Source organism: Enterobacter asburiae (genome assembly GCA_011754535.1).
GTDB classification, from domain to species: Bacteria; Pseudomonadota; Gammaproteobacteria; order Enterobacterales; family Enterobacteriaceae; genus Enterobacter; species Enterobacter cloacae_N.
Window position 1 is genome coordinate 1125416 of the sequence record JAAQVN010000001.1, and the last position, 21102, is coordinate 1146517.

A 21102-nucleotide genomic window follows, 5' to 3' on the forward strand; every position below is an offset into this window, starting at 1 on the left:
AGGCTCATCGAGATATATAGTTTATTTATTACGCTGGATTATATAGTCCGCTAGCGCTTCCAGTGCCGAGGTATCCAGCGATTGCGCGGCCAGCTCATTCAGCGACCGGCGGGCATCGTCAATCAGATCCCGGGCTTTACGTTGGGCTTGCTCAAGTCCCAGCAGGGCGGGGTAGGTACTTTTGCCAAGCTGCTGGTCGGCACCCTGACGTTTACCCAATGTTGCAGTATCGCCCACCACATCCAGAATGTCATCCTGAACCTGGAATGCCAGACCGATACTTTCTGCGTATCTGTCCAGAATCGGCAGGGCTTTGCGCCCTTGCTCACCCGCGCTCAGCGCGCCCAGGCGAACGGCGGAACGAATAAGCGCGCCCGTCTTATGGCGGTGAATACGCTCCAGCTGTTCCAGATTAACCTGACGTCCTTCCGCTTCAAGATCCAGCGCCTGACCGCCGCACATGCCGGCCACACCGCTGGCCATAGCCAGTTCGGAGATCATCGCCAGGCGGTCGCGGTCGCTCACTTCCGCCATCGGCGCGTCGCTCAGAATGGAGAACGCCAGCGTTTGCAGGGCATCACCCGCCAGAATGGCATTCGCCTCGCCAAACTTAATGTGGCAGGTTGGCTGACCCCGACGCAAATCGTCGTCATCCATCGCCGGAAGATCGTCGTGAATCAGCGAGTAGGCGTGGATGCACTCAACGGCGGCTGCCGGGGCGTCCAGCGTGTTATCGCTGATACCAAACATATTGCCGGTGGCGTACACCAGAAACGGGCGCAGGCGCTTTCCACCCAAGAGTGCGCCATAGTGCATGGCTTCAACCAGTGGAGTGTTCTGAAAAGGCTGTGGCGCAATAAATCGGCGCAGGGCGTCGTTGGCGCGCACGACGCGCGCCTGAAGCTCGTTGGCAAAATCCATTTACTCGGCGTCCGGTGTGAAAGGCGTGGTTTTCGCCTCTTCGCTGTCGGAGAGCAGGATCTGCACGCGCTGCTCGGCCTGCTGCAGTTTGACCTGCCCCTGGCGCGCCAGCTGCACGCCGCGCTCGAATTCGTTGAGCGCTTCTTCCAGCGGGAGATCGCCGCTCTCAAGACGGGTAACAATTTGCTCCAGTTCACTCAGCGCAGTTTCGAAACTGGCCGGTGCGTCGTTCTTCTTCGGCATAGTGAATTGACTCTTATATTCTCAGCCCCGACATGGTAACGGACTCAGGGCAATTATCAAATAACGCGCAATGTGCACAGGAGCGGCGCGATGGTGGTATACTTGCGCGCCTGGATGCAGCCACGGGTGTGGGCTGCTGTACTCTTTTCCATTACAAGCCTTAATACGCTTGCCTAAGAAACATTGCCGCCATGAAGTTTATCATTAAATTGTTCCCTGAAATCACCATCAAAAGCCAATCTGTGCGTTTGCGCTTTATTAAAATTCTCACCGGGAACATTCGTAACGTATTAAAGCACTACGACGAAACCCTCGCCGTGGTGCGCCACTGGGACCACGTTGAAGTGCGCGCCAAAGACGAAAACAAACGTCAGGATATTCGCGATGCGCTGACCCGTATTCCGGGGATCCACCATATCCTGGAAGTGGAAGACGTTCCGTTCAGCGATATGCACGACATCTTCGAGAAAGCGCTGGTCCAGTACCGCGATCAGATCGAAGGCAAAACCTTCTGCGTGCGCGTGAAGCGTCGCGGCAAGCACGAATTCAGCTCCATTGAAGTGGAACGTTACGTCGGCGGCGGTTTGAACCAGCACGTTGAAACGGCGCGCGTACGTCTGACCAACCCGGACGTGACCGTGAACCTGGAGATCGAAAACGATCGCCTGCTACTGGTGAAAGGGCGCTATGAAGGTATCGGCGGCTTCCCGATTGGCACCCAGGAAGACGTATTGTCCCTGATCTCCGGCGGCTTCGACTCCGGCGTCTCCAGCTATATGCTGATGCGTCGCGGCTGCCGCGTGCATTACTGCTTCTTCAACCTGGGCGGCGCGGCACACGAAATTGGCGTTCGTCAGGTGGCGCATTACCTGTGGAACCGCTTCGGCAGCTCCCACCGCGTGCGTTTTGTGGCGATCAACTTCGAACCTGTGGTCGGTGAAATCCTTGAGAAAGTGGACGACGGCCAGATGGGCGTGGTGCTGAAGCGCATGATGGTGCGTGCGGCGTCCAAAGTGGCGGAACGCTACGGCGTGCAGGCGCTGGTCACCGGCGAAGCGCTGGGCCAGGTCTCCAGCCAGACGCTGACCAACCTGCGTCTGATCGACAACGTCTCTGATACGCTGATCCTGCGTCCGCTGATCTCCCACGATAAAGAGCACATCATCGACCTGGCGCGCGAAATCGGCACCGAAGATTTTGCCCGTACCATGCCGGAATACTGCGGCGTGATCTCAAAAAGCCCGACGGTGAAAGCGGTGAAGGCGAAGATCGAAGCGGAAGAAGAGAATTTCGACTTCAGCATTCTGGAAAAAGTGGTGGCGGAAGCGTCCAACATTGATATCCGCGAGATTGCCCAGCAGACCGAGCAGGAAGTGGTTGAAGTTGAAACCGTGAGCGGTTTCGGCGCTAACGATGCGATTCTGGATATCCGCTCCATTGACGAGCAGGATGACAAGCCGCTGCAGGTGGAAGGCGTGGAGGTGGTTTCTCTGCCGTTCTACAAGCTGAGCACCAAATTTGGCGACCTCGATCAGAGCAAAACGTATCTGCTGTGGTGTGAGCGTGGGGTGATGAGCCGCCTGCAGGCGCTTTATCTGCGCGAGCAGGGCTTTGCGAATGTGAAGGTGTATCGCCCGTAGTGTTTTGTCGGGGAGTGCGGCCTGTTGCCCTCACCCCGACCCTCTCCCACAGGGAGAGGGAGAACACCTATTCGTAATAATTATAAATTCCCGCCGGCATCACCAGCGATGACGCCACTTCGTAGGCCTTCTCGCGTCCGACCAGCAGGTCAATAATCTTTAAGCCAAAATCAATCGCGGTGCCGGGCCCCTGGCTGGTCAGCAGGTTGACGCGCGGGTCCCAGACGACGCGTTTATCCACCCAATGCTCTTCCGGGATGGTGTCCTTCAGCCCCGGGAAGCCGGTCATGTTGCCGATGGGGAAAATGTCGTGCGGAATAAGCACCGTTCCTGCGGCAGCGCAGATTGCCGCGACAATGCGGCCGGATAGATGAAACTGACGCACGGTCTCGACCAGCAGCGGGCTGTCGCGAAAACATTCCGCGCCTTTTAAGCCGCCGGGCAGCACGATGATGTCGTAATCGCCATCCGCAACCTGAACAAGCGGTGCATCTGCCAGAATTTTCACCCCTCGGGAACAGGTGATCGCCAGGCTGCCGTCGCTGGCAACGCTGGCGGTGGTGACCTTAATGCCGCCACGTACCATTAAATCAATGGTGGTGACCGCTTCCATCTCTTCGCTACCAGGGGCGAGGCAGATCAGTGCTGACGCGCTCATATTCACTCTCCTTACGTTTAACCAGGTCATACAGACGGGCGTTTTCCGGCACGGCTATGCCGTGCGCGCGGGCGCGCTTTAGCAGATATCCCGTGATGTAGTCGATTTCCGTGTGGCGTAATGCCCGAACGTCCTGCAGCATTGAGGAGATGTTCTCAGCCGTACTCTCAATCACCTGCTCGACGTAACAGCGCAAATCCTCTGCTGAGGTGTGCAGGCCTTCTCGCTCAATTACCGACGCGACTTCCGCACACAGGGATGCCACCTCCTGCGGATGGTTTTTCAGCTCACCGTTCGGGCAATTCCACAGCGCCGTCAGCGGGTTGATCACGCAGTTTACCGCAAGCTTACGCCACAGCTGAGGGCGAATGTTGTTATGCCATGCCACGTCCGGCAAAACCTTCTGCAGCACGTCTGCGAGATAGCTGTAGTCGCCATCCTGTGTCCTGGCCGGGCCGATGTGCGTCACGCCGCTGGCGACATGCACGATAATGTTGCCGTCGCGACGCGCGGCGTGGGTGGTGGTCGCCATCAGCAGAGGCTGCGGGACGCTTTTCAGCTCATCAAGGGTTCCCATACCGTTATGCAGTAGCAGAATGGGGGACGTGGGGGGGAGCTGCGCGGCAAGCGTCTTTACCGCGTCTGAAACCTGCCACGCCTTGAGCGTCACCAGCAGAAGGTCGCTTTGCGCCAGGAAATCAGGATCGTTCGCGGTGAGGGATTCGTTAAAAATGCTTCCGTCTTCACCAATCAGGTTGACACTGCAATAGGGCTGGGGCACGCGCAGCCAACCCTGAACCTCATGTCCGTGCTTGCGCAGCGCGGTCAGCCACAGCTGACCAAGCGCTCCGCATCCGAGCACCGTAATTTTCATTGTTCCTCCTCACCTGCAACTGCGCCAGGTGTTACAGCTTAATTATACAGCTAAGCTTCTGTTGAGTTATGCCTCGTAGCGGGTATTATGCAACGCAACAAAAGTGAAGGGAGAAGAAAAGATGCCATCTTTCGATATTGTTTCCGAAGTTGATATCCAGGAAGTTCGCAACGGCGTTGAGAACGCAACCCGCGAAGTTGAGTCACGTTTCGATTTTCGTGGCGTTGAGGCGTCGTTTGAGCTGAACGACGCAAATAAGACCATTAAGGTGCTGAGCGAGTCTGATTTCCAGGTGAATCAGCTGCTCGATATTCTGCGTGCCAAGCTGTTAAAACGCGGCATTGAAGGGACATCTCTGGACGTGCCGGAAGAGTTTGTCCACAGCGGTAAGAACTGGTTTGTGGAAGCCAAACTCAAGCAGGGTATCGAGAGCGCGGTGCAGAAGAAGATCGTTAAGCTCATCAAAGACAGCAAGCTGAAGGTGCAGGCGCAGATCCAGGGCGAAGAAATTCGCGTGACCGGTAAATCCCGCGACGATCTGCAGTCCGTGATGGCGCTGGTGCGCGGCGGCGATCTGGGGCAGCCGTTCCAGTTTAAAAACTTCCGCGATTAAGACTGAAAAGCCCGGTTTAACCGGGCTTTTTTTAGGCTTTAAGCGCCTGCTCGACCTCAAAGCGGTTGGTCACCTTGCTGTCTATTTTGACGTAAGCGCTCCGCTCTTCCGGGACAATGAACACCTCTGTCACGCCTTCTTTTGCTTCCAGACGCTGCTTCAGCGCATCGCTGATTTCTACATCATCCGGGATTTCTACCCGCAGGCTGCTCACATAGCGCGGCTCTTTCATGGTGCTGGCGACCAGCAGCCAGACTGTCGCCAGCAGCGCGCCCGCGAGAAACACGGTTTGTGAATCAAACAGGCCGTCGACCCAGCCACCGAGCGAGCCGCCGATCGCCACGCCGAGAAACTGGCTGGTGGAGTAGATACCCATCGCCGTGCCTTTGTAACCTGCAGGAGACTCCTTGCTGATAAGCGACGGCAGCAGCGCTTCCATCAGGTTAAACGCCAGGAAGAACAGCTGTACGCCTGCCACCAGCTCCCAGAAGTGCGGGCCGGATCCCCAGAGCACGATCTCGGCGATCAGCAGCAGCGCAACGCAGCCCACGAAGACGCGCTTCATTTTGCGCTTCACTTCGGCATAGATAATGAATGGCACGACGGAGACAAAAGATATCAGCATCGTGACCAGATAGATTTTCCAGTGCTCTGCGGCCGGGAAACCCGCTGCGGCAAGCTGGCCGGGCAGGGCGACAAAGGTCGACATCAGCAGAATGTGCAGGCACATAATGCCGAAATTCAGCTTGAGCAGGCGTGGCTCAACGAGCACTTTGCTGAAGCAGCCTTTGACCATGCCTGACTCACGGTTCAGAACGTGGTTTTTACTGTCCGGCACGACCCACAGAGTTAAGGCAATGCCGATGGTCGCCAGCACGGCAATCATCCAGAACAGAGCGTGCAGGCCGAGCGTATGGGTGATAATCGGACCGAGCACCATCGCAATCGCGAAGGTGACGCCAAAGCTCACGCCGATAAACGCCATCGCCTTCGTGCGGTTCTGTTCGCGTGTAAGGTCTGACAGCAGTGCCATAACGGCGGCGGCAATCGCGCCGGAGCCCTGGAGGGCGCGACCAAGAATAATCCCCCAGATGGAGTGGGAGAGGGCGGCAATGACGCTACCGAGAACAAAAATAAGCAGACCGCCGACAATCAGCGGCTTTCGACCCACCCGATCGGAGAGCAGACCAAACGGGATTTGAAATATCGCCTGCGCAAGACCGTAAATACCAATTGCCAGGCCAATCAGCGCCTCGCTGGCCCCCTGCAGCGCCATGCCGTACGTGGTCAGAACAGGCAGGACCATAAACATGCCGAGCATCCGTAGCGAGAAGACAGTCCCTAAGCCCCAGGTCGCGCGTAGCTCGCCTGGCGTCATTTTATAATCGTTCATTACCACCTCAGTTCAAAAGCAGGCCATAGTGTAGTGCGGGGAAGGGGCGGGGTAAATAAAGGGTTATTTAACAAATATTACATGCGTTATTAATGGATTTGATGAATAAAAAAGGGTGCCGAAGCACCCTTTTATTCACCTGCGAATCTTACCAGACGTAAGTCAGCAGGTTATGTGAATCCGGCACCATAAAGTCTACGGACATCATCACGGACAGTGAAGTGATAGCAACGATAGAGAACACAAACAGCTTGCGCGCCCAGACTTTGTCATCTTCCACTTTGTATCCGCGCAGGGCCATACCGAGCCACCAGACGCTCACCGCAGCCGCTACCGCCAGATATTTATACCCGGCGTAGCCACCCAGAGAGAGCATCAGCGTTGCCACGGCAAAAGCGATGATGTAGAGCGTGATGTGGTTCTTGGCAACCGAAATGCCCTTCACGACCGGCAGTACCGGGATGTTCGCTGCCTGATAATCCTTAAAGCGGAAAATCGCGATGGCATAGGAGTGCGGCATCTGCCACAGGCTAAAGATAGCCAGCAGGATCAGCGCACCGCTGTCGAACTCGTTCGTGACCGCGCAGTAGCCAATCACCGGCGGCGCAGCGCCGGAGAGAGAACCAATCAGCGTGCCGTAGACGGAGTGACGTTTCATATACAGGCTGTAGACGCCTACATACACCACGAACCCCATCACCCCCAGCCAGCAGGCCAGCGGGTTAGCACCAAACCACAGCAGCATAAAGCCAGCAATACCCAGCAAGGTGGCGTACACCAGCGAGACGGAAGGGGCGATCAGGCCTTTAACCAGCACCCGATTTTTGGTCCTTTCCATCTTCTTGTCGATATCCATGTCGATGTAGTTGTTAAATACACAACCGGACGCAACAACCAGTGACACACCGACCAGCGTAGAGATAAAGAGGGCGTAATCAATGCTGCCTTTAGAGGCCAGCAGGAACCCTCCGATCACGGAGATCAGGTTGCCAAAGATGATGCCTGGTTTCGTTACTTGCAGGTATTGCTTAAACATACTCGCCGCTCTTAGTGAACCATCATGTTGTAGTTGAGGTTCCACATAATCCAGATGGAACCGACTACCAGGATAGCGATGATAATCACGGTAAAGATAAAGGCGGTCATATTCCAGCCTTCATCGGACTTGGTGTTCATGTGCAGGAAGCAAACCAGATGCACCAGAATCTGAATCACCGCGGTTACCAGGATTGCTCCCAGGATAACCGGCTTGGACGCAGAACCGCTCATCACCATCCAGAACGGGATCACCGTCAGGATGATCGACAGGATGAAACCTGTCATGTAGGTTTTTACGCTGCCGTGGGAAGCGCCATGATCGTTAGAATGACTCATTACATCGCCCCCATCAGATAGACAACAGAGAACACACAGATCCATACCACGTCCAGGAAGTGCCAGAACAGGCTCAGGCACATGATACGGGTACGGTTAGTGCTGGTCAGGCCGCGGCGGGAGATCTGGAACATCAGTACTGCCATCCAGATCAGACCCGAGGTCACGTGCAGACCGTGGGTACCCACCAGCGCGAAGAACGCGGACAGGAAGCCACTGCGATCCGGGCCGAAGCCTTCCATAATCAGGTGATGGAATTCATAGATTTCCATCCCGATAAAGCCAGCACCAAACAGCCAGGTCAACGCCAGCCAGGAGACAACCTGGCTCTTGTTGTTTTTGTACATGGCGATAGCCGCCATGCCGTAGGTGATGGAGCTGAATAACAGCAGTGCGGTTTCAACCAGAACGAACGGCAGTTCAAAGATGTCCTTGCCGGTCGGGCCGCCCGCTGTGCCGTTCACCAGAACGGCATAGGTCGCGAACAGACAGCAGAACAGAATGCAGTCGCTCATCAGGTAGATCCAGAAACCGAAGACTTTCGTCGGTCCTGTATCGTGGTGCGCATGTTCATGCGCGTGGGCAGTTGAGTGCGCCAGAGTATCAGTTGCCATTTTTCAGCCCCGCTTTAGAAATCTCGTCGAAATGCTGATTTTCCAGCTTTTCAACTTCACGGACTGGTACGTAGTAGTCCACGTCCTCGTCAAAGCTCTTCACAATCCAGCTGATTACGATGCCGGCAAAGCCAACAATCGCCATCCACCAGATGTGCCAGATCATTGCGAAACCAAATACCGTTGCGAAAGCGGCAATCACGATGCCCGCAGCGCTGTTTTTCGGCATATGGATTTCTTCGTAATGCTCAGGTTGCTTGTACGCTTCACCTTTTTCTTTCATTTCCCAGAAGGCATCACGCTCGTGAATGTGCGGCACTACGGCAAAGTTATAGAACGGCGGTGGAGAAGAGGTTGCCCACTCCAGCGTACGGCCACCCCATGGGTCACCGGTCAGGTCGCGGTTCAGGTTACGGTCGCGGATGGACACGTAGTACTGAATCAGCTGGCACAGAATACCGCATGCAATCAGCGCTGCACCGCCCGCTGCAACCATCAGCATTGGGTGGAACTGCGGATCGATCTGCTGGCTCAGACGACGGGTCATACCCATGAAGCCCAGCACGTACAGCGGCATAAACGCCACGAAGAAGCCAATGATCCAGAACCAGAACGCGCGTTTACCCCATTTTTCGTTCAGCGTGAAGCCGAACGCTTTTGGCCACCAGTAGGTTACGCCAGCGAAGCAGCCGAAGACCACGCCGCCGATGATAACGTTATGGAAGTGCGCAATCAGGAACAGACTGTTGTGCAGAACGAAGTCAGCGCCCGGTACCGCCAGCAGTACGCCGGTCATCCCACCTACGGAGAAGGTAACGATGAAGCCGATGGTCCACAGCATTGCTGAGTGGAACACGATACGGCCCTGGTACATGGTGAACAGCCAGTTGAAGATCTTCACCCCGGTAGGGATGGCGATAATCATGGTGGTGATACCGAAGAAGGCGTTTACGTTCGCGCCCGCACCCATGGTGAAGAAGTGGTGCAGCCAAACGATGAACGACAGAACGGTAATACACACAGTTGCCCACACCAGAGAGGTGTAACCAAACAGGCGTTTACGCGAGAAGGTTGCCGCGATTTCGGAGAACACACCGAAGACAGGCAGAACCAGGATGTACACTTCCGGGTGACCCCAGGCCCAAATCAGGTTGATGTACATCATCATGTTGCCACCCATATCATTTGTGAAGAAATGGGTGCCCAGATAGCGGTCCAGGGTCAGCAGCGCGATGGTGACGGTCAGAATTGGGAACGATGCGATAATCAGTACGTTGGCGCACAGAGATGCCCAGGTAAATACCGGCATCTTGAACATCGTCATACCAGGAGCACGCATCTTCAGGATGGTCACGAAGAAGTTGATACCGGTCAGGGTCGTACCGACACCGGAGAGCTGAAGCGCCCAAATCCAGTAGTCAACACCGACACCCGGACTGTACTCAATTCCCGACAGCGGCGGGTACGCCAGCCAGCCGGTCTGCGCGAATTCGCCCACACCCAGTGACAGGTTAACCAGGATAACGCCGACAACGGTGAACCAGAAGCTCAGGTTGTTCAGGAACGGGAACGCCACGTCGCGCGCACCAATTTGCAGCGGAACGACGACGTTCATCAGACCGATTACCAGCGGCATCGCCACGAAGAAGATCATGATAACGCCGTGAGCGGTAAAGATCTGATCGTAGTGGTGCGGCGGCAGGAAGCCGGCTTCGCCCGCAGATGCGAGTGCCTGCTGGCTACGCATCATGATCGCATCCGCAAAGCCACGAATTAACATGACGATACCGACGATGCAGTACATGATACCGAGTTTTTTGTGGTCAACCGAAGTCAGCCACTCATTCCACAGGTAGCTCCACTTACCGAAGTAAGTGATCAGGCCAACTAAGGCCGCGCCACCAATGATAATTGCAGCCACCGTAACCATGATAATCGGTTCATGGTAGGGCACTGCATCCAGTGTCAATTTTCCGAACATTTTCTTCCTCGGCCCCTTAGTGAGCGGTTTCCGCGTGGCTCATGTCCATGCCTTCCATACCTTCATGCGCGCTGTGCTCGCCTTCTGGCTGGGTCATGTCCATGCTCTTGCCGTGATCCATAAATTTGCCAATAACGTCTTTGAACAAATCAGGTTTCACGTTAGAGAAGTACTCCACCTTGTTGTATTCGCTAGGTGCAGCCACTTTTTCGAACGCCGCCATGTCAGACATGGTGTTTGGAGACTGCTTCGCTTTTTCAACCCACTGGTCGAAAGCGGCACGGTCCGGCGTCGCAATAGCTTTGAACTTCATACCTGAGAAGCCCGGGCCGCTATAGCTGGCGGAGATACCATCGTAGGTGCCTGCTTCATTCGCGATCAGATGCAGGTTCGTCTGCATACCGGCCATCGCGTAAATCTGGCTACCCAGACGCGGGATGAAGAAGGAGTTCATTACGGAGTTGGAGGTCACTTTGAACTGAACCGGAGTGTTCGCCGGGAAGGCGATTTCATTCACGGTAGCAATGCCCTGCTCTGGATAGATGAAGAACCATTTCCAGTCCATGGAGACCACTTCAATGGTAATAGGTTTTTCATCGTGAACCAGCGGCTTGCTTGGCTCAAGTGCGTGAGTGGTTTTCCAGGTCAGTACGGCAAGGAACAGGATGATCAGAATAGGCACCGTCCAGACCACAGCTTCCACTTTATTGGAGTGTGACCAGTTCGGGCTATACTTCGCATCTTTATTGCTCGCACGATACTTCCAGGCGAAACCAACAGCCATCAAAATGGCAGGAATAACCACAATCAACATCAGGCCAAAAGCCGTCAATATCAGTGAACGTTGTTCCAGTCCAATCTGTCCTTTGGGGTCTAGTAGTGCAGAATCGCAGCCACTGAGTAATACAGTACCTGCGAATAATGACAACCATCCCAAACTTTTATTGTATTTCCTGAGTCTCATTTAACGACCTCAATTCCACGGGAGTCTGGTGGCGTTTAAAGTGTGCGGGCATTTTACGGGAAGGTTACATTACTGTAAACATCATTAGGCCTGTGTCAGGAAGGTGTTACCGGGTTCTGCCGCACGTGTCACAAGTGTTGCAGATTATGTCGGTTTTTATGACCGAAGCCGCATGAGATGGGCTTTATAACGAAAGGACCCCCAAGCATACCCTAAAAGGGGCAATTGGTATAACCATTGTTAAAAATAAACAAAAAATTAACAATTAATTATCAATAAAAAGACATCTAAAAAACGAAAAATCAAACTTTCCAATGCTGAATCGTTTAATGAAAAATAGCAATTTGGAACCGGCTCCAATAATTTCCAAATCCTATCCCGCACAAAACAACAAATATTTTTTTAGCGGCTGATGGCTATTTCGCCGTTATAATTTCGGTTAGTGATTACAACGGGAAATAACCTTTCGCTTTTTCTTCAGGTCATCTGCGTTTTACGTAATGCCATAAAATCGAGCAGACCGCCCGTCAGGATCCCGGCGATGGCCAGCAGGGCTCCGGCGTCCAGCAGAAGGGCTTCGAGGGGGAGCGCCAGAGACGTACTGGCGTTAACAATAAGTACCACAAGCCAGAGCGCCAGCGCGGCGCAGCCCGTCATTAACAGACGTAACGCAAAACGGTAGGCGCGATGATATTCAGTGCGCGGCATAAAGTGTTCTGTCCGCTGGGTATATTCCAGCGTCTGGCGACACACCAGCAATAATAAAATCCCCGGCACGGCAGCCGCGACCGAGAAGAGATAAAACGTTGGCCAGCCATGGGCTTCCACAAACCAGCCGGCAATCGGGCCTACGTACACGCGGCCAACGGCCGAGAGCGCCGAGAGCAGAGCGAACTGCGTGGCGGAAAATGACTTATTGCACAGGGTCATCAGCAGGGCAACAAACGCCGCCGTCCCCATGCCGCCGCAGAGGTTTTCGAAGAACACTGCCGCGGCCATGCTGATCGTATGTTTGTCGGTAATCGACAGCAGCCAGTAGCCGGCGTTAGAGGCCCCCTGAAGAATGCCGAAGATCAGCAGCGCGCGGAAAAGCGTCAGGCGCTGCATCAGCACGCCGCCGTAAAGTGCGCCGACGATGGTCGCAAACAGCCCCAGCGTTTTATTCACCACACCCACTTCCCCGGCATCAAAACCGACGCCGCGGATCAGGAAGGTGGTGGTCAGGCTCATGGCAAAGGCATCACCCAGCTTATAAAGGACTATGAGCAGCAGGATCAGCCAGGCATTGTTACGGCCAAAGAAGTCGCGCAGCGGTTCGGCCACGGCCTGTTCCAGCGACCGGGGGACCGGAATGACGTCACTCGGTTCGGGTGCGAACAGCGTCGCGATGATGCAGGGGATAAGCAGGGCGGCCATCAGCCAGTACATGCCCTGCCAGCCGAGGTAACGGTCGGCCAGCCACAGCGCCAGGCCGCCGGAGACCAGCATCCCGAGGCGATAGCCCAGCACGCTGATGGCCGCACCAGCCCCGCGCTCCTCGGCGGGTAAAACGTCCGTCTTCCAGGCGTCAAACACAATATCCTGGGAGGCGGAACAGAAGGCTATCACCACCGCAAGCGCGGCCATCCAGCGAAGCTGTGTGGTCGGTTCAAGGAAGCCCATCGCCGCAATCGCCAGCAGCAGCAGGACCTGCGTCATCACTAACCAGCCGCGACGACGTCCCAGGAACGGCGGCGTATAGCGATCCATCACCGGCGACCACAGGAACTTAAAGACATAAGCCTGACCGACCAGTGAGAAGAAACCAATGGTTTTGAGATCGATGTTCTCGACCGTCATCCACGCCTGAAGCGTGCCGGAGGTGAGCGCGAGGGGTAAACCGGAGGCAAAGCCGAGGATCAGCAGAATCGCTGATTTCGGTTGCTGGAAAATGCGTAAGTAGTGACTGGACATGGTCTTATGAACTGACCCGGTGAAGCACCGGGTCAGTAAGCAGGATTAACGTGCGTTCTGCTTGATAAAGTCGTGAATGCTGGTGTCCTGCGCCATATCGGCGATGGTATCCGTCAGCACGCTGTTAACGGCGTTAGCAATGTTCTGGTTGGATGCCTGGAACGCGCCTTCAACGGAGTAGCTGGCGCGGTAGTTTTTCGTCATCTTGTTACCGTTTTTCGCGGTGGCAATGATGGCGATATCCGCTTTGGTCGCGATGTTGTAGCGCACGTTGCCCTGAGACACGTCTGCATAAAGGTTGTTGACGATGATCTGCAGATCAACCGCGCCGCTTGGGCCAATCATGTAGCCGCGAGCGGTCATTTGCTTCTCAAGCACTTCCTGCAGCAGGAAGCGCAGGTCGCGGGACGCGGTCAGCGTTACCTGCTGGTTATCGCGGGTCACTTTTGCCAGAGCCTGGTCCTGACGCTGATCGGCACCGTTAATGCTCACGGTGACGCCCATCAGGCTTGGGTCCTGCTGAGGCAGAGTGATTTTTGGTGAGACATCAATAGTGGTAGGCGGAGTCGCACAGCCTGCCAGCATAAAAAGGGCTACCAACGGAAAGAAGAGTTTTTTTAACATTTTCAGGTTCTCAACGAATCGTAAGCATAAAGAAAGAGAAATTGCCGCCATCATAACATCGACAACGGTCAGGGGAAGTGGTCAACGCATGTAAATTCATCGTCTTGTCTGAAAACTGACCAGCTCACCCTTTTTCTCCTCCCGCGAATGATGAAAGGTATGAGTCTCACAGTGAACTTCATTCGTTTGAATGAGAAAATTAGACGAAAGCTAAATATTTGTTGTCAAGGTGTAATGGAAACGGTAAAAGCGGCTAATATTTAAAGGGATGGGTGACATCTCAGCGTTGTCGGAGGAGTAATTTCATGATGATACGTGAACAGATAGAAGAAAAATTAAGGGCAGCGTTCAACCCTGTGTTCCTCGAAGTCGTCGACGAAAGCTATCGTCATAACGTGCCGGCAGGTTCTGAAAGCCACTTTAAAGTGGTTCTGGTTAGCGATCGCTTCACGGGAGAACGTTTCCTGAACCGACATCGCCTGATCTACAGCACCTTGACGGAAGAACTCTCCACAACCGTGCATGCGCTGGCACTGCATACTTACACCATTAAGGAATGGGAAGGCTTGCAGGATACGGTTTTCGCGTCGCCGCCCTGTCGAGGTGCTGGCACTATCGCCTGATAAATCGGATTTGCAACGGCCGGAGCTTTTCCAGTATGTTGCTTACAGATTTCCTCAAAACGGCCTCCGGGCCGTTTTGTTTTGTCTGAGTTTTGAGCGGATGGTGCGATTTTAAGGCTAAAAATAGCCTTAAAGTGTGAAAAAAGCCGCAGCAACATGCCCCAACCGTTCTCGACTCACCTAAGTGATGCCGCTATAATGCCGCGTCTTAATGAATGTCTTCGGGATGATTCTGGCGACAGGGAATGTGAATCTGCACTAAGAGAGCATCCCGGTATAACAGACAGATTCAGAGTTGACCGAGCACTGTGATTTTTTTGAGGTAACAAGATGCAAGTTTCAGTTGAAACCACTCAAGGCCTTGGCCGCCGTGTAACGATTACTATCGCTGCTGACAGCATCGAAACTGCTGTGAAAAGCGAGCTGGTCAACGTAGCAAAAAAAGTACGTATTGACGGCTTCCGTAAGGGCAAAGTACCAATGAATGTTGTTGCTCAGCGTTATGGCGCTTCCGTGCGTCAGGATGTGCTGGGTGAACTGATGAGCCGCAACTTTATCGACGCGATCATCAAAGAAAAAATCAATCCGGCTGGCGCACCAAACTACGTGCCAGGCGAATACAAACTGGGCGAAGACTTCACCTACTCCGTAGAGTTCGAAGTGTATCCGGAAGTTGAGCTGAAAGGTCTGGAATCTATCGAAGTTGAAAAACCGATTGTTTCCGTAACTGACGAAGACGTTGACGGCATGCTGGACACCCTGCGCAAGCAGCAGGCGAGCTGGAAAGAGAAAGAAGGCGCTGTTGACGCGGAAGACCGCGTAACCATCGACTTCACCGGTTCTGTTGATGGCGAAGAGTTCGAAGGCGGCAAAGCGTCTGACTTCGTACTGGCAATGGGCCAGGGTCGTATGATCCCAGGCTTCGAAGACGGTATCAAAGGCCACAAGGCTGGCGAAGAGTTCACCATCGACGTGACCTTCCCGGAAGAATACCACGCTGAAAACCTGAAAGGTAAAGCAGCGAAGTTCGTCATCAACCTGAAAAAAGTGGAAGAGCGCGAACTGCCAGAACTGACTGAAGAGTTCATCAAGCGTTTCGGCGTTGAAGATGGTTCTGTTGCTGGCCTGCGTACCGAAGTGCGTAAAAACATGGAGCGCGAGCTGAACGGCGCTGTGCGTAACCGTGTGAAATCTCAGGCGATTGAAGGTCTGGTAAAAGCGAACGACATCGACGTTCCTGCTGCGCTGATCGACAGCGAAATCGACGTCCTGCGCCGTCAGGCTGCACAGCGTTTCGGTGGCAACCAGCAGCAAGCGATGGAACTGCCGCGCGAGCTGTTTGAAGAGCAAGCGAAACGCCGCGTGGTTGTTGGCCTGCTGCTGGGCGAAGTGATTCGTACCCACGAGCTGAAAGCTGACGAAGAGCGTGTAAAAGGCCTGATCGAAGAGATGGCGTCTGCATACGAAGATCCATCAGAAGTGATCGAGTTCTACGGCAAGAACAAAGAGCTGATGGACAACATGCGCAACGTCGCCCTGGAAGAGCAGGCTGTTGAAGCGGTACTGGCGAAAGCGAAAGTGACCGAAAAAGCGACCTCTTTCAACGAACTGATGAACCAGCAGGCGTAATTTCGCCCTAACGGTTTAAAGTTTGAACAAAAAACCCGTTGCCCTCCGGCGACGGGTTTTTTTTATCGCAGCTTGGGTTCTTGAAGGGTGCTAAAACGCCCTTTCAGTGTTAGCGTTACAACAAAAGGTTGTTATGCTTGAAATAGGGCGTGGCGAACCCCATAAGTGTGTAATCACGATGATTGAGACTGGCTGATAATCCGTCCATAAGGTTACAATCAGTACAGCAGGTGTTTTCAATTTTGAACCAGGAGACGGAAATGTCATACAGTGGCGAACGAGATAACTTTGCACCCCATATGGCGCTGGTGCCAATGGTTATTGAACAGACCTCACGTGGTGAGCGTTCTTTCGATATCTATTCCCGTCTGCTCAAGGAACGCGTTATCTTTCTGACCGGCCAGGTAGAAGACCATATGGCTAACCTGATCGTGGCGCAGATGCTGTTCCTGGAAGCGGAAAACCCGGAAAAAGACATTTACCTGTACATCAACTCGCCTGGCGGTGTGATTACGGCGGGCATGTCCATTTATGACACCATGCAGTTCATCAAGCCAGATGTCAGCACTATCTGTATGGGTCAGGCTGCATCCATGGGGGCCTTCCTGTTAACCGCAGGGGCGAAAGGTAAGCGTTTCTGCCTGCCTAACTCCCGCGTGATGATTCACCAGCCGCTGGGTGGTTACCAGGGGCAGGCGACGGATATCGAAATCCACGCCCGCGAAATTCTGAAAGTAAAAGCGCGCATGAATGAACTTATGGCGCAGCATACAGGTCAATCTCTTGAGCAGATCGAGCGCGATACCGAGCGCGATCGCTTCCTCTCTGCTCCAGAGGCAGTTGAGTACGGCTTAGTCGACTCCGTATTGACCCATCGTAATTGATGCCCGCGACGCGAGTGTGCCGCTATACTAAAGTAGGGCGGCACGCTGCTTAATGCAGCTTGCGTCTTAGAATGGCATTTGCGTCGTCATGTGCGGCACAAAGAACTTAAAAAGAGGTTTGGACTCATGACAGATAAACGCAAAGATGGTTCGGGCAAACTGCTGTACTGCTCTTTTTGCGGCAAAAGCCAGCATGAAGTGCGTAAACTGATTGCCGGGCCGTCCGTGTATATCTGCGACGAATGTGTCGATTTATGTAACGACATCATTCGCGAAGAGATTAAAGAAGTTGCGCCGCACCGTGAGCGTAGCGCATTGCCTACGCCGCATGAGATTCGTCATCACCTTGACGACTATGTCATCGGTCAGGAGCAGGCCAAGAAAGTGCTGGCGGTGGCGGTATATAACCACTACAAACGTCTGCGTAACGGCGACACCAGCAATGGTGTGGAACTGGGCAAAAGCAACATTCTGCTGATCGGGCCAACCGGCTCCGGTAAAACGCTGCTGGCGGAAACGCTGGCGCGCCTGCTTGATGTTCCGTTTACCATGGCAGATGCCACCACACTGACCGAAGCTGGTTATGTGGGTGAAGACGTTGAGAACATCATTCAGAAGCTGCTGCAGAAGTGCGATTACGACGTACAAAAAGCCCAGCGCGGGATTGTTTACATTGATGAGATCGACAAGATCTCCCGTAAATCAGACAACCCGTCCATTACCCGTGACGTATCGGGTGAAGGCGTGCAGCAGGCGCTGCTGAAGCTGATCGAAGGTACGGTTGCCGCCGTTCCGCCGCAGGGTGGACGCAAACATCCGCAGCAGGAGTTCCTGCAGGTTGATACTTCCAAGATCCTGTTCATCTGCGGCGGTGCGTTTGCAGGCCTGGATAAAGTGATCTCCCATCGTGTTGAAACCGGCTCCGGCATTGGTTTTGGCGCAACGGTGAAGGCGAAGTCCGAGAAAGCCAACGAAGGCGAATTGCTTTCGCAGGTTGAGCCTGAAGATCTGATCAAATTTGGTCTGATCCCTGAGTTCATTGGCCGTCTGCCGGTTGTGGCAACGCTGAATGAGCTGAGTGAAGAGGCGCTGATTCAGATCCTGAAAGAGCCGAAAAATGCGCTGACCAAGCAGTATCAGGCGCTGTTCAATCTGGAAGGCGTTGACCTGGAATTCCGTGACGAAGCGCTGGACGCCATTGCCAAGAAAGCGATGATCCGTAAAACCGGTGCGCGCGGCCTGCGTTCTATCGTTGAAGCGGCGCTGCTTGACACCATGTACGATCTGCCGTCGATGGAAGATGTTGAAAAAGTGGTTATCGACGAGTCCGTGATCGGTGGCCAATCCAAGCCGCTGCTGATTTACGGTAAACCGGAAGCCCAGCAGGCATCTGGCGAATAATTCACCAAATCATACAAGCAGTTAATCAAAAAGGGGGGATTTTATCTCCCCTTTACTTTTTCCGTGTTCATAGCGTTGAATGTGTGGGAAACATCCCCATATACTGGATACATGTTAATGGTTATGTGAAGCAATGTGACATGACCAGCTTACCTGGCGGACACTAAACTAAGAGAGAGCTCTATGAATCCTGAGCGTTCTGAACGCATTGAAATCCCCGTATTGCCGTTGCGCGATGTGGTGGTTTATCCGCACATGGTCATACCCTTATTTGTAGGGCGGGAAAAATCTATCCGTTGCCTCGAAGCCGCTATGGATCATGATAAAAAAATCATGCTGGTGGCGCAGAAAGAAGCATCAACGGATGAGCCGGGTGTAAACGATCTTTTCACCGTCGGGACCGTGGCCTCTATTTTGCAGATGCTGAAGCTGCCTGACGGCACCGTGAAGGTGCTGGTGGAAGGGCTGCAGCGTGCGCGTATTACCACCCTGTCTGACAATGGCGAACACTTCTCTGCTAAGGCAGAGTACCTTGATTCGCCTCAGCTTGATGAACGCGAGCAGGAAGTGCTCGTGCGCACCGCAATCAGCCAGTTTGAAGGCTATATCAAGCTGAATAAGAAAATTCCACCAGAAGTGCTGACGTCGCTGAACAGCATCGACGATCCTGCGCGTCTGGCGGATACCATCGCTGCGCACATGCCGCTGAAGCTGGCTGACAAACAGTCCGTGCTGGAAATGTCCGACGTTAACGAACGTCTGGAATACCTGATGGCGATGATGGAGTCTGAAATCGATCTGCTGCAGGTTGAGAAGCGCATTCGTAACCGCGTGAAAAAGCAGATGGAGAAGTCTCAGCGTGAGTACTATCTGAATGAGCAAATGAAGGCGATTCAGAAAGAGCTGGGCGAGATGGACGACGCGCCGGATGAAAACGAAGCGCTGAAGCGTAAGATCGACGCGGCGAAGATGCCGAAAGAGGCGAAAGAGAAAGCCGAAGCAGAACTGCAGAAGCTGAAAATGATGTCTCCAATGTCGGCTGAAGCGACCGTCGTGCGCGGCTACATCGAGTGGATGGTTCAGGTTCCGTGGAATGCCCGCAGCAAGGTCAAAAAAGACCTGCGTCAGGCTCAGGAGATCCTGGATACCGACCACTACGGCCTGGAACGCGTCAAAGACCGCATTCTTGAGTACCTCGCGGTACAAAGCCGTGTAAACAAAATTAAAGGCCCAATTCTGTGCCTGGTAGGACCGCCAGGGGTGGGTAAAACCTCTCTGGGTCAGTCCATTGCCAAAGCGACCGGACGTAAATATATCCGTATGGCGCTGGGCGGCGTGCGCGATGAAGCGGAAATCCGCGGTCACCGCCGTACCTACATCGGTTCTATGCCGGGTAAATTGATCCAGAAGATGGCGAAAGTGGGCGTTAAAAACCCGCTGTTCCTGCTCGATGAGATCGACAAGATGTCTTCGGACATGCGTGGCGATCCGGCGTCTGCACTGCTGGAAGTACTTGATCCAGAACAGAACGTGGCGTTCAGCGATCATTACCTGGAAGTGGACTACGACCTGAGCGATGTGATGTTCGTGGCGACCTCCAACTCCATGAACATTCCGGCCCCACTGCTGGACCGTATGGAAGTGATCCGTCTCTCCGGTTATACCGAAGATGAGAAGCTGAACATCGCTAAGCAGCACCTGCTGCCGAAACAGATTGAGCGTAACGCGCTGAAAGCCAACGAGCTGACCGTCGAGGACAGCGCGATTATCGGCATCATTCGCTACTACACCCGTGAAGCGGGCGTGCGTAGTCTTGAGCGTGAAATCTCTAAACTGTGTCGTAAAGCGGTGAAACAGCTGCTGCTGGATAAGAGCCTGAAGCACATTGTGATTAACGGCGACAATCTGCATGCCTACCTGGGCGTTCAGCGCTTCGACTACGGTCGCGCGGACAACGAAAACCGCGTTGGTCAGGTCACCGGTCTGGCATGGACGGAAGTGGGCGGCGATCTGCTGACCATCGAAACCGCCTGTGTGCCGGGCAAAGGCAAGCTGACCTACACCGGCTCGCTGGGTGAAGTGATGCAGGAATCCATTCAGGCGGCGCTGACCGTGGTGCGTGCGCGTGCGGAGAAACTGGGTATCAATCCGGATTTCTACGAAAAACGCGACATCCATGTGCACGTTCCGGAAGGGGCGACGCCGAAAGATGGCCCAAGCGCGGGTATTGCCATGTGTACGGCGCTGGTCTCCTGTCTGACAGGGAACCCGGTACGTGCCGATGTGGCAATGACCGGTGAAATCACCCTGCGTGGTCAGGTCCTGCCAATCGGTGGGTTAAAAGAAAAACTGCTGGCGGCACACCGCGGTGGGATCAAAACCGTATTGATTCCTTACGAGAATAAACGCGATCTGGAAGAGATTCCGGACAACGTGATTGCCGATCTGCAGATCCATCCTGTTAAGCGAATTGAGGAAGTTCTTACTCTCGCATTGCAGAATGAACCGTCCGGAATGCAGGTTGTAACCGCAAAATAGTGACCTCGCGCAAAGAGCGTCAATAAAAACAAGGCTGGTAAGTCATTTCGCACTTGCCAGCCTTTTTTTGTATAGCTAATTTAGATTGCTGATTAGGTCAGCCATCAACAACGGGTGTTGTAAGGTCATGGCAGGCCTGATATAACTGCTGCGCGGTCGCGTTGTGAAGGACTCA

The 21102-nt window shown here is 54.0% G+C and carries 19 protein-coding genes; 7 read left to right on the top strand and 12 right to left on the bottom strand.

The genetic code is table 11. From position 1 onward, the window contains the following. Positions 1-21 precede the first annotated feature (21 nt). Both ispA and xseB read right to left on the bottom strand, forming a co-directional pair. Complete coding sequence (ispA, locus tag HBM95_05165) at positions 22-921, bottom strand: (2E,6E)-farnesyl diphosphate synthase (GenBank protein ID NIH42328.1); 900 nt, start codon at positions 919-921, stop codon at positions 22-24. Next, the gene (gene xseB, locus HBM95_05170) at positions 922-1164 is read right to left on the bottom strand and encodes an exodeoxyribonuclease VII small subunit (protein ID NIH42329.1); all 243 of its coding nucleotides are present in this window, start codon (positions 1162-1164) and stop codon (positions 922-924) included. Between the two features lie 191 nt (positions 1165-1355). Here xseB and thiI point away from each other — a divergent pair, with 191 nt between their 5' ends. Further along, entirely contained in the window at positions 1356-2804 is a 1449-nt protein-coding gene (gene thiI, locus HBM95_05175) for a tRNA 4-thiouridine(8) synthase ThiI (protein NIH42330.1), read from the top strand. A 67-nt stretch (positions 2805-2871) separates the two neighbouring features. Here the strand turns inward: thiI and yajL are convergent, their stop codons facing one another. Both yajL and panE read right to left on the bottom strand, forming a co-directional pair. Beyond that, positions 2872-3462, bottom strand: coding sequence for a protein deglycase YajL (gene yajL / locus HBM95_05180; GenBank protein NIH42331.1), 591 nt, complete (start codon positions 3460-3462; stop codon positions 2872-2874). Then, complete coding sequence (gene panE / locus HBM95_05185) at positions 3425-4336, bottom strand: 2-dehydropantoate 2-reductase (protein NIH42332.1); 912 nt, start codon at positions 4334-4336, stop codon at positions 3425-3427. Before panE ends, yajL begins: the two co-directional genes overlap by 38 nt. 121 nt (positions 4337-4457) lie before the next feature. Here panE and HBM95_05190 point away from each other — a divergent pair, with 121 nt between their 5' ends. Next, on the top strand, positions 4458-4949 hold the full coding sequence (locus HBM95_05190; GenBank protein NIH42333.1) for a YajQ family cyclic di-GMP-binding protein: 492 nt from the start codon (positions 4458-4460) through the stop codon (positions 4947-4949). A 31-nt stretch (positions 4950-4980) separates the two neighbouring features. On the opposite strand, the gene HBM95_05195 is transcribed toward HBM95_05190, so the two are convergent. From HBM95_05195 to HBM95_05230, 8 genes are all read right to left on the bottom strand, one after another. Beyond that, entirely contained in the window at positions 4981-6342 is a 1362-nt protein-coding gene (locus HBM95_05195; GenBank protein NIH42334.1) for an MFS transporter, read from the bottom strand. A 148-nt stretch (positions 6343-6490) separates the two neighbouring features. Further along, the gene (gene cyoE, locus HBM95_05200) at positions 6491-7378 is read right to left on the bottom strand and encodes a protoheme IX farnesyltransferase (GenBank protein NIH42335.1); all 888 of its coding nucleotides are present in this window, start codon (positions 7376-7378) and stop codon (positions 6491-6493) included. Positions 7379-7389: 11 nt separating this feature from the next. Beyond that, entirely contained in the window at positions 7390-7716 is a 327-nt protein-coding gene (locus HBM95_05205; GenBank protein NIH42336.1) for a cytochrome o ubiquinol oxidase subunit IV, read from the bottom strand. Then, complete coding sequence (locus HBM95_05210) at positions 7716-8330, bottom strand: cytochrome o ubiquinol oxidase subunit III (protein NIH42337.1); 615 nt, start codon at positions 8328-8330, stop codon at positions 7716-7718. The genes HBM95_05205 and HBM95_05210 overlap by 1 nt, the downstream gene beginning before the upstream one ends. Continuing rightward, positions 8320-10311, bottom strand: coding sequence for a cytochrome o ubiquinol oxidase subunit I (cyoB, locus tag HBM95_05215; protein NIH42338.1), 1992 nt, complete (start codon positions 10309-10311; stop codon positions 8320-8322). Before cyoB ends, HBM95_05210 begins: the two co-directional genes overlap by 11 nt. A gap of 16 nt (positions 10312-10327) precedes the next feature. Further along, positions 10328-11275: a cytochrome o ubiquinol oxidase subunit II gene (cyoA, locus tag HBM95_05220; protein NIH42339.1), complete on the bottom strand. Its 948-nt coding sequence runs from the start codon at positions 11273-11275 to the stop codon at positions 10328-10330. Between the two features lie 477 nt (positions 11276-11752). Then, positions 11753-13228 carry a muropeptide MFS transporter AmpG gene (gene ampG, locus HBM95_05225; protein ID NIH42340.1) on the bottom strand — a complete coding sequence of 492 codons (1476 nt, stop codon included), beginning with the start codon at positions 13226-13228 and terminating at the stop codon, positions 11753-11755. A 45-nt stretch (positions 13229-13273) separates the two neighbouring features. Further along, entirely contained in the window at positions 13274-13852 is a 579-nt protein-coding gene (locus tag HBM95_05230) for a lipoprotein (protein NIH42341.1), read from the bottom strand. Between the two features lie 305 nt (positions 13853-14157). Between HBM95_05230 and bolA the strand changes: the two genes are divergently transcribed. From bolA to lon, 5 genes are all read left to right on the top strand, one after another. Next, positions 14158-14475, top strand: coding sequence for a transcriptional regulator BolA (gene bolA / locus HBM95_05235; GenBank protein ID NIH42342.1), 318 nt, complete (start codon positions 14158-14160; stop codon positions 14473-14475). Positions 14476-14805: 330 nt separating this feature from the next. Then, positions 14806-16104, top strand: a complete 1299-nt coding sequence (gene tig / locus HBM95_05240) for a trigger factor (GenBank protein NIH42343.1) — start codon at positions 14806-14808, stop codon at positions 16102-16104. A 260-nt stretch (positions 16105-16364) separates the two neighbouring features. Then, the gene (gene clpP, locus HBM95_05245; protein NIH42344.1) at positions 16365-16988 is read left to right on the top strand and encodes an ATP-dependent Clp endopeptidase proteolytic subunit ClpP; all 624 of its coding nucleotides are present in this window, start codon (positions 16365-16367) and stop codon (positions 16986-16988) included. Positions 16989-17114: 126 nt separating this feature from the next. Continuing rightward, the gene (clpX, locus tag HBM95_05250; GenBank protein ID NIH42345.1) at positions 17115-18389 is read left to right on the top strand and encodes an ATP-dependent protease ATP-binding subunit ClpX; all 1275 of its coding nucleotides are present in this window, start codon (positions 17115-17117) and stop codon (positions 18387-18389) included. A 183-nt stretch (positions 18390-18572) separates the two neighbouring features. Beyond that, positions 18573-20927, top strand: coding sequence for an endopeptidase La (gene lon / locus HBM95_05255; GenBank protein NIH42346.1), 2355 nt, complete (start codon positions 18573-18575; stop codon positions 20925-20927). Positions 20928-21102 lie beyond the last annotated feature (175 nt).